This window comes from Haloimpatiens lingqiaonensis, from assembly GCF_901447495.1.
Taxonomy (GTDB): domain Bacteria; phylum Bacillota; class Clostridia; order Clostridiales; family Clostridiaceae; genus Haloimpatiens; species Haloimpatiens lingqiaonensis.
This window is the reverse complement of sequence record NZ_CABDWS010000100.1, coordinates 1-9,102: the sequence shown is the minus strand read 5'-3', so window position 1 is coordinate 9,102 and position 9,102 is coordinate 1. Positions and strand designations below refer to the sequence as shown.

Genomic DNA, 9,102 nt, shown 5'->3' with positions numbered 1-9,102 from the left:
AAGATTTCGTGGGGTAGGGGTAAGTGTATCTATTTTTGCGACCTATCGGTCTGCGGGCTTACCAGCCCTTTAAGTAAATGTAAAAAGATACAATTCCAGTAAAAATAAAATTTTTACTGGAATTTAGATGCTAAATCTCTGATGAAATAGTGTGTTATTTGGCATATTACGCACAAGGTAATAAATACAGTAAAAAAGGAGAAGTTTATATGAGTATTTGGCTTTTTAGGGCAGGTAAAAACGGAGAGTATGAAAATAAATTTCTAAGTGATAATAGAGTATACCTTACATGGGATGATTTAAAAATTAATTTGAATACAATACACTCAAAAGAAGAATTATATAAAATTCTATTAGAAAATTATGATTTGGAAAAGGAAAAGACAGCTATTAATTGGGCATCACAAATTTGGCCAATTGCTCACACTATGAAGAAAGGTGATTGGGTTGTTTTGCCAAGTAAAATCAACAGAACAATTCATTTTGGAGAAATATTAGGTGATTATGAATATGATGAATCATTAGGTAGTCCATATTATCACTACAGAAAAGTAAAATGGTTTGCTTTAGATATACCAAGGGATAGATTTGATAAAGACATTTTATATTCTCTTGGAGCATTTATGACTGTTTGTAAGATATACAGAAATAATGCAGAAGAGAGAATTAAACAAATGCAAAAAAATAATTGGAGTACCAAAGCTAATGTTGCTATGGATATAGTGGATGATAATGATGAAAATACAACAATTGATTTAGAAGAGTTTATTTTTGATAGAATTTCAGAAAGAATTATTCAAAAATTTAAGGGACATAGAATGGAAGAACTAATCAACGAAATTCTAAAAGCAAAAGGATTTACAACTTATAGAAGTCCAGAAGGTGCAGATAATGGAGTAGATTTGTTAGCAGCTGGTGATACTTTAGGATTTAGTTCTCCTAAAATTTGTGTTCAAGTAAAAACACAAGATAATCCAGTGGATAGACCAACATTAGATCAACTAGTAGGGACTATGAGTAATTTTAATGCAGACTATGGATTGCTTGTTTCATGGAATGGCTTTAAATCTTCTGTTATAAAGGAAATTCCAAAACAGTTTTTTAAGGTTCGTTTGTGGGATTCAAAAAAAATAATTGAAGAAATATTTCAAAATTATGATAAATTAAGTGAGGATATAAAAACAGAGATACCGTTAAAAAAGGTATGGATGTTAAATGTAGAGGAATAACAATGAGAATAGGGGGAATGGTTATGGCAGATACATCAAAACTTAATAAGATTACAGAGTATATTTTAGAAAAATTAAGTGAAGAATTTAGCACAAATTTATGTAAACAGAAACTTAGAATTGGAGATAATACTTATAAAGAATTTACAGGAGTTTCAAATAATAGAGATATTGTAATATTTGTATGTCACCATAGTGGAAAAATAAAAGGTGGTAATATACCATCAGCAAAGCTAGATAGTTTATTTGCTAAGTGCTACTTCATGGAGAAGATACGAGCAAAGGAAAAATATATATACTTTACTAATAAAGAGTTTTATGAAATTTTTAGCAATAAGAGTAAAGGAATAATACAAGGAATAGAATTAAGATTATTTGAGGAGTTACCTGAAAGCTTTAGGAAAATTTTAAATGAAGTTTTAAATAATGCTTCCAAGGAAATGAATATATAAATTACAATGATATAATAAATAATTTAAGAATCCTGCTAAAGGAAAATTAGATATTATAGAGAAGTGGGAGTAGAATCATAAGCATTGAAATATATAAATTACTTATTTATTATCAAGATAGGATTATACATACAAACTTATAGTTATGTAAAAGTTATTTTAAAATATATATTATAATGTAGAGCAATTAATTTGGTGAAGTTCATTGGATAAAGCTTTAAATAAAAAAGACGGAATAATATATCCTATATGGGAATGGATGAGCAATACAAAATTTATAGATAAAAATAGCGAAGAACGAAATTTCAATACTGAACCTACATGTTTTATTTGTAATAATACTTTATCAATCAGACCTAAAGGAGGCAGTGCTAAAAGTGAAAATATTCATTTTTGGCATAATAAACATGGTACAGGATGTCCAACTATTGAAAAAAATCGTTTAAGATATATAGGGCTAAAAGAAACTTACTGTGATTATAGTAATAGCATAATAGAGAGGTAATAATATATGGATATCTTAAGCAATAGTTGATAGTAGAGCTATTGCTTTTATTTTAGAAAATTTTTAGTAAGAGAAATAATTTTACTTTTGAGATAATCAAACACCTCGGTTTACTCGAGGTGTTATTTTTGTATAGAAAATACCATAAAATGCTTATATATAAAGCAACTGAATTTGCCCTCTCATGCAAGAATAAAATATATTCTTCCCAAAATTCAAAACATACAAAATTTATGATATAATACATATAGTGTAATTTATCAGTAATTGTAATTGTTAGCAAATATTATAGGGATATATGGTATGTTTTATAATTGGAGGAAGAGAAGGTTCGTCAGTGGATAATTAAAGAATTAATGGATACTTATAAATATCCTAAGGATCTTATAGATGTTGAATATAAAGTTAATAATTTTTCTACTATAGGAAAGGTAGATGTTTGTATATCCATATACAAAAGCAACCAGAAAAAGTCTTCCGTTTCACTACAGCCTTTTTCTGGCAGCACCCCAGGGGAGTAAATTTTACCAAAAAAGTAATTGCCCTGGAAGAAAAGCTATCAACTTGTAAAAAGTACATTTTGATAGCTTTTGTTTAAATAGGAGGAAGTTAAAATGAAAGTACGCAAAGCCATTATACTAGCAGCAGGACTTCGAAAATACATCATAAATCCTGCTGGTGAGGTCGCAACTAGTGAACAATAAAAAAATGCTTAAAGGTTTATCCTATATAGCTATTATTTTATGGATGATACTTATTTTTAAGTTTTCATCCCAGCCAGCCCAGCAATCTGGTAAGTTGAGTACAGTAATAACAAAGATTAGTATAAAAGTTATAAATAAAGTTAATCCAAACACCAAATTTGATATTGTGAGATTTGATCACATAATAAGAAAAAATGCTCATTTTTTTATATATTTAGTTCTAGGAATACTTGTGATGAATGTTTTGAAAAGAATTGGTGTAGTTAGATATAAATCTATAGCTTTATTGATTTGTATTATTTATGCTATAAGTGATGAATTGCATCAGTTTTTTGTACCTAGCAGAGGTGCTGGAGTGAAGGATGTATTAATTGATAGTGCTGGAGCTGCTATGGGGATTTTGATGGGGTTGGTTGTTGATAAAATTAGGAAAAGGGTGTGAATGGAGGGTGTCTTCTTGGAGAGAGGGGATGTCCTTTTTATGCTAATAATGGGCATAAATTTTTTATTATCTATATTTGATATTGAACAGTATATAATATATTATATAGTTATAAATATTTAAGTAAAGTAAAATTTAGAGTGGAAGTTGATGTTGTATATGAAGATTGAAAAAATAATGGAAATTCTCAATGGTGGAGAAAGTTTAACTGTTGAATTTAAGCAAAGTAAGAACAAATTGAATAAAGATGTATTTGAGTCAGTATGTGCATTTTTAAATCGTAACGGTGGACATCTGTTTCTTGGTGTTGAGGATAATGGAAGTGTTGTTGGAATTGATAAAGAAGCTATTGATAATATAAAAAAGAACTTTGTAACATCTATGAATAATCCGCTAAAAATTAGTCCAACTTTTTATTTGACCGTGGAAGATATCGAATTTGATAATAAAAGAATTCTTTATATCTTTGTTCCGGAGAGCTCACAAGTTCATAGATGTAATGGAAAGATATATGACAGGAATGAAGATGGAGATATTGATATTACTGATAATACGAATCTTGTTTCTGGGTTATATATGAGAAAGCAGGGTACTTATACTGAGAATCGAATTTACCCGTTTGCTAATATGTCAGAACTTCGAGGGGATCTTTTTACTAAGGTTAGAAAATTAGCTACGAATCAAAGGTCAAACCACCCCTGGCAGGTAATGGATGACATGGAACTATTAAAGAGTGCTGGATTATATCTGAAGGATTTACAAAGTGGAAAAGAAGGTATTACCTTAGCAGGAATTTTACTTCTTGGCAAAGATGAATTAATTTTTTCTGCTTTACCACACTTTAAAACTGATGCTATTTTGCGTAGAGAAAATACGGATCGCTATGATGATAGAGATGACATTAGAACCAATTTGATCGATAGCTATGAAAGACTTATGCAGTTTATTGCAAAGCATTTAAATGATAAATTTTATTTAGAAAAGGATCAGAGAATAAGTTTGAGAGACAAGATATTCAGAGAAGTAGTATCAAATATTCTAATTCATAGGGAATTTTCAAATCCATATCCTGCAAAGCTTGTGATAGAAGGTGATAGGGTTTTTACTGAAAATAGTAATAAACCACATGGTAATGGAATTATAGACCCTAATAGTTTTTCACCATATCCTAAAAATCCCACGGTTGCAAAGTTCTTCAAGGAAATAGGATGGGTTGAGGAGCTTGGCTCCGGAGTTAGAAATATATATAAATACAACAAGATATATTCGGGTGCCGAGCCAACATTTATAGAAGGGGATGTATTTAAAACTGTTATTCCTTTGATTCCACAAGGTACTAACCAAGCTACCGACCAAGTTACCGACCAAGTTACCGACCAAGCTGACAGAGAGATTAAAAGGTTACTTGAGTTTTGTAAGGTTCCAAGAAGCAGAGGTGAAATGCAGAAATTTATGAATTTAAATAATAGGGGATATTTTAGAACAAAAATACTAAATCCTTTGGTTAAAGGTGGGTTGTTAAAACTAACAATACCGAATAAACCTACGAGCCCAAAACAAAAATATTATTGTGATAAATAGCAACCAACCAGAAAAAGTCTTCCGTTTCACTACAGCCTTTTTCTGGCAGCACCCCTGGGGGCACGTCCAGCTTAGCAAGGAGCTGATTTCCAATCATCTCCTAGGATTCTTGAGGTGTAATTTTTACCAGTAATTCAATAAAAAACAAAAACACATGGATAAACTTTTAATCTATGTGTTTTTTATGCTATTGATATTACTTGAAAAAATACTTGCTAATATGTAGGATACCAGGTATCTGATTATGCAGAATTAGGTTAATAACATTAATTTTAAAAAATAATGAACAAATGTTTGTATAAACTTTTTCTAGTTGGAAATAATAAGTAATGACAAATAACTAGAAAGAGGAGATTAAAATGGATTATAATAAGGTAGAGGATGCTGTTTTAAAAAAGGCCATGGAGTTTTTTAAAGATAATGCTGTGAAGTTTTTTGGAATCGATACTAAAATAATTGCTCCTGCAGAAACAGAAATTAAAAATATAGACATAAAAACTAATTATACGGATTATTTATTCTATACAGAGGATGGGGCATACTTGCATTTTGAGTTTCAAACTACTAATAAAAAAGATGATATAAAAAGATTTTTATATTATGATGCTTCCTTGTTTTACAAAGAAAAAAGGAAAGTTAAGACAATTGTTATATATTCCGCTGATATAGAAGAGGTAGAAACATATATAGATGCAGGTACAATAAAATATAATATAGAAGCATTTTATATGAAAAATCTAAATGGTGATGAAAAACTGAAATATTTAAGAGAAAAAATATTAAAAAAGGAAAAACTAAATGGTGAAGATATATTAACCTTAACTTTTATACCTCTTATGGGGGGAAATAAAAGTAGAAGCAAAAGGACTTTGGAAAGCATAGAATTAGCAGATACAATACCAGAAAGTAATGAAAAAACGCAATGTATAACACTGTTATATGCTTTATTTGATAAATTTGGAGATGAGGTATCCAAAAGAAAATTTAAGGAGGTCTTTAGCATGACAGAAATAGGCAAGATGATAAGAGATGAAGCCATAAAAGAAGGAATAAAAGAAGGAATAAAAGAAGGGATAAAAGAAGGGATAAAAGAAGGCAAAGCAGATGGAAAGAGTGATATTCTTATAAGACAACTTATTAAAAAATTCAAATCTGTACCTAATGAATATAAAGAAAAAATAAAGAAATTACCTGAGGAAACTATAGACATAATAGCTACAGATATTTTTGAAATAGAAAAAATTGAAGATGTGGAGAAGTACTTTTAGTGCAGTGACTACATCCTTTTTTTGTCAGAAATCTTTGGGGTAATGTTTACCGGTAATTCGATAAAAAAACAAAATGTACAGATGAAGTAAACTATGTACCGACCCCAAAAAGTTAGACCTAAAAATCTAATAATTGGAGGTCGGTTTTCTATTGGTGAAACATAGTTTTGAATTTAAGAAAAAAATAGTACAAGCATATCTTAATGGTGAAGGCGGGTATAAATTCTTATCCAATCAATACGGAGCTTAGAAGAGGAAAATAATCTGGATTACTCAAGTATATTTGGAAGATACAAAAATAAGTTACATAAACTGGAATGTTGTGTTTGCTACCAGTAAATTATCCAGTAGGTGAAATTGAAAGATATGGGTTTCTCTTTTATATAAAGATTGTATTTAGAATAATTACTTAAGATAAATATTTTATTCCTAATTACAGTATAAATATTATATAGCAATTATATTAAGGATATTTGTATGACTTTAAGTTGGAATGAAATGAAAAAAAGAGCATTAGAATTTTCAAAAGAGTGGAAGGATGAAACTAGGGAAATTGCTGAATCTAAAACATTTTGGAATGAATTTTTTAAAGTATTTGGTATCAGTAGAAGAAGAGTTGCTTCATTTGAGGAACCTGTTAAGAAATTAGGAAATAAAAGAGGATATATTGATTTGTTTTGGAAGGGTACATTGATTGTTGAGCATAAATCAAGGGGTAAAAGTTTAGATAAAGCATACTCACAAGTGATGGAATATTTTTATGGGTTAGAAGAAGCGGAATTGCCTAAATATGTATTGGTTTCGGATTTTAGTAAATTTAGACTTTATGACTTAGAAGAGGATAGTGTACATGAATTCTATATTGTAGATTTTTACAAAAATATTCACTTATTCAGCTTCATGACAGGATATGTTAAACAGAGATATATAGATGAAGATCCAGTTAACGTTAGAGCAGCTGAATTAATGGGTAATTTGCATGATAGTTTAAAAGAAAGTGGATATACTGGACATGCATTAGAACGATTATTGGTAAGGATTATGTTTTGTTTATTTGCTGATGATACAGGCATTTTTACTAAGGACTACTTTAGGGATTATATAGAAAATAACACTAAAAAAGATGGAGAAGATTTAGGATTGCATTTATCTATAATATTCCAGATACTAGATACACCTATAGAAAAAAGGCAGAAAAATTTAGATTATGAACTAAAAGAATTACCTTATGTTAATGGAAAGCTATTTAATGAAGTTTTAGCTATCCCTTCATTTGATGGTAATATGAGAAAACTTCTACTAAAATGCTGCTATTTTAATTGGAGTAAAGTTTCTCCTGCTATATTTGGATCAATGTTTCAATCAGTTATGGATGAGGAAAAGAGAAAAAATATTGGGGCATTTTACACTTCAGAAAAGAATATTCTTAAAAGCATAAATGATTTATTTCTCAATGATCTTCTTAACGAATTTGAAAAAAATAAAAATAATCATAATTACTTGAAAAAGATGTTAAATAGGATAAAAGAAATAAGAATATTAGATATAATCTTACAGAGATTGATACAATTTAATTACCCTAAAAGTTATTGTGCCTAGGGGTGTGCAAACTTAAAAAGGGGTGTGCAGGGCAGAAGTCGAGAAAATCTCGGCTATTTTTTATTTAAGGGTGGTTTTACATATCCTTTATAAGGTATAATTTAAACAGACAAATAAGAATTTTTATCTTCATATCCAGGAGAGGGGGAATTTGATGCAGAGTAGTTTAATTGTTGGGCTAGTAGATGGGAATGGTAATCTGATATCATCGCAACCTTATAATGAATTTCAATATGGACGCCGTTCTACAGATATTCTTATTCCTGTGCGAGGTGGGGGATTAATACAGATTTTACAGGATGATATTGGAAATATTTCATACCAAAATAATCGTTTAGTTTTAAAACAGATCTTCGTTTCCAATGTAAATATTACAGCCATGACTTTGCTTGGAAAAATTGCAGAGGCTGTCCTTGTAAGACGTTGCCAAGAAGATGAACATCTGAATAGACAGTTGTTTCAACTTTCGAGGCGTAAAAATGCATGGGGAGTTACTGCCAGACGATTCAAGGCGATTGGTACTGGTTTAAAAACTACACAGAGAATTTTCCCCAAAAGATATAATCCTTCGGATACACAGCGAGATATTATTTGGGTTGACGATGAAGGAATTCCTGCTTTAATGTCTGGTAGTTCTGCAATGGCTGGTATAGAAGCTGGGCTTCAAGTAAAAGTTAGCCTGTATGGGATTGGATATATGGTTAACGATTTGACTAGTAATAGATACGAAGTTCCAATGGTGTACTTCCCAATCAATAATGATTTCGAGCAAGTAATTGATCGGCTTGTAAAAGACCAGAGAGCTTATGTTCTTGATACTGAAACTGGTGATTATCGAGGCATTCGTGTAGGAGAAGATCTGGTGGATATTAGAGCATATGATTATGATGCTTTTGAAGAGGTAAAAGACTATTACCCTATTGTTTATGGTCTGATAAATGGAGACATCGATCTTGTGGATTTAGTTGATATAGCAAAAGGGAATGGAACACTTGAAAACACAGTATTGCTTACTGCGTTGAGTGCCTCTAATGTGGAAACCATTGTTTTGGAATAGCATTTAAAATAGTTTTATTTATTCCCTATATTTTTTGAGTAGAAAGGAATAAGTGACAAATTTCAATCTGTAATTAACAAAAGGGGTCATAAAGGGGTGTGCAAGTCAGAAGTCGAGGAAACTCGGTTATTTTGAATTATAAGCAATTTGGTAATATGTCAAGAACAAAATAAAAGAAAAATGAAATGATTTCTTTAAAAAAGGGTAACCTTAACAAGCATACAGTCCAATAAGAATGTATGTTTGTATAATTATGAAATTTAAT

The 9,102-nt window shown here is 30.1% G+C and carries 9 protein-coding genes; all 9 read left to right on the top strand.

The features are described 5' to 3' along the window. Nucleotides 1-209 precede the first annotated feature (209 nt). Nucleotides 210-1,229: a restriction endonuclease gene (locus tag FGK85_RS13730; protein ID WP_138207552.1), complete on the top strand. Its 1,020-nt coding sequence runs from the start codon at nucleotides 210-212 to the stop codon at nucleotides 1,227-1,229. A 23-nt stretch (nucleotides 1,230-1,252) separates the two neighbouring features. Beyond that, on the top strand, nucleotides 1,253-1,681 hold the full coding sequence (locus FGK85_RS13725; RefSeq protein WP_138207550.1) for a hypothetical protein: 429 nt from the start codon (nucleotides 1,253-1,255) through the stop codon (nucleotides 1,679-1,681). A gap of 205 nt (nucleotides 1,682-1,886) precedes the next feature. Further along, complete coding sequence (locus FGK85_RS13720; RefSeq protein ID WP_138207548.1) at nucleotides 1,887-2,186, top strand: hypothetical protein; 300 nt, start codon at nucleotides 1,887-1,889, stop codon at nucleotides 2,184-2,186. 314 nt (nucleotides 2,187-2,500) lie between these two features. After that, complete coding sequence (locus FGK85_RS13715) at nucleotides 2,501-2,707, top strand: type I restriction enzyme HsdR N-terminal domain-containing protein (protein WP_138207546.1); 207 nt, start codon at nucleotides 2,501-2,503, stop codon at nucleotides 2,705-2,707. A gap of 172 nt (nucleotides 2,708-2,879) precedes the next feature. Next, nucleotides 2,880-3,332: a VanZ family protein gene (locus FGK85_RS13710; RefSeq protein ID WP_243122891.1), complete on the top strand. Its 453-nt coding sequence runs from the start codon at nucleotides 2,880-2,882 to the stop codon at nucleotides 3,330-3,332. Between the two features lie 159 nt (nucleotides 3,333-3,491). Continuing rightward, nucleotides 3,492-4,913, top strand: coding sequence for an RNA-binding domain-containing protein (locus FGK85_RS13705; protein WP_138207544.1), 1,422 nt, complete (start codon nucleotides 3,492-3,494; stop codon nucleotides 4,911-4,913). A gap of 359 nt (nucleotides 4,914-5,272) precedes the next feature. Then, the gene (locus FGK85_RS13700) at nucleotides 5,273-6,181 is read left to right on the top strand and encodes a DUF4351 domain-containing protein (protein WP_138207542.1); all 909 of its coding nucleotides are present in this window, start codon (nucleotides 5,273-5,275) and stop codon (nucleotides 6,179-6,181) included. Nucleotides 6,182-6,658: 477 nt separating this feature from the next. Beyond that, entirely contained in the window at nucleotides 6,659-7,780 is a 1,122-nt protein-coding gene (locus FGK85_RS13690) for a type IIL restriction-modification enzyme MmeI (RefSeq protein WP_138207538.1), read from the top strand. Between the two features lie 154 nt (nucleotides 7,781-7,934). Then, the gene (locus FGK85_RS13685) at nucleotides 7,935-8,837 is read left to right on the top strand and encodes a 3-deoxy-7-phosphoheptulonate synthase (protein ID WP_128753267.1); all 903 of its coding nucleotides are present in this window, start codon (nucleotides 7,935-7,937) and stop codon (nucleotides 8,835-8,837) included. Nucleotides 8,838-9,102 lie beyond the last annotated feature (265 nt).

Excerpts from the sequence above, each read along its gene's own strand:
- FGK85_RS13730 (WP_138207552.1), top strand. The coding sequence starts at position 210 with ATGAGTATTTGGCTTTTTAGGGCAGGTAAAAACGGAGAGTATGAAAAT.
- FGK85_RS13725 (WP_138207550.1), top strand. The coding sequence starts at position 1,253 with ATGGCAGATACATCAAAACTTAATAAGATTACAGAGTATATTTTAGAA.
- FGK85_RS13705 (WP_138207544.1), top strand. The coding sequence starts at position 3,492 with ATGAAGATTGAAAAAATAATGGAAATTCTCAATGGTGGAGAAAGTTTA.
- FGK85_RS13700 (WP_138207542.1), top strand. The coding sequence starts at position 5,273 with ATGGATTATAATAAGGTAGAGGATGCTGTTTTAAAAAAGGCCATGGAG.
- FGK85_RS13690 (WP_138207538.1), top strand. The coding sequence starts at position 6,659 with ATGACTTTAAGTTGGAATGAAATGAAAAAAAGAGCATTAGAATTTTCA.
- FGK85_RS13685 (WP_128753267.1), top strand. The coding sequence starts at position 7,935 with ATGCAGAGTAGTTTAATTGTTGGGCTAGTAGATGGGAATGGTAATCTG.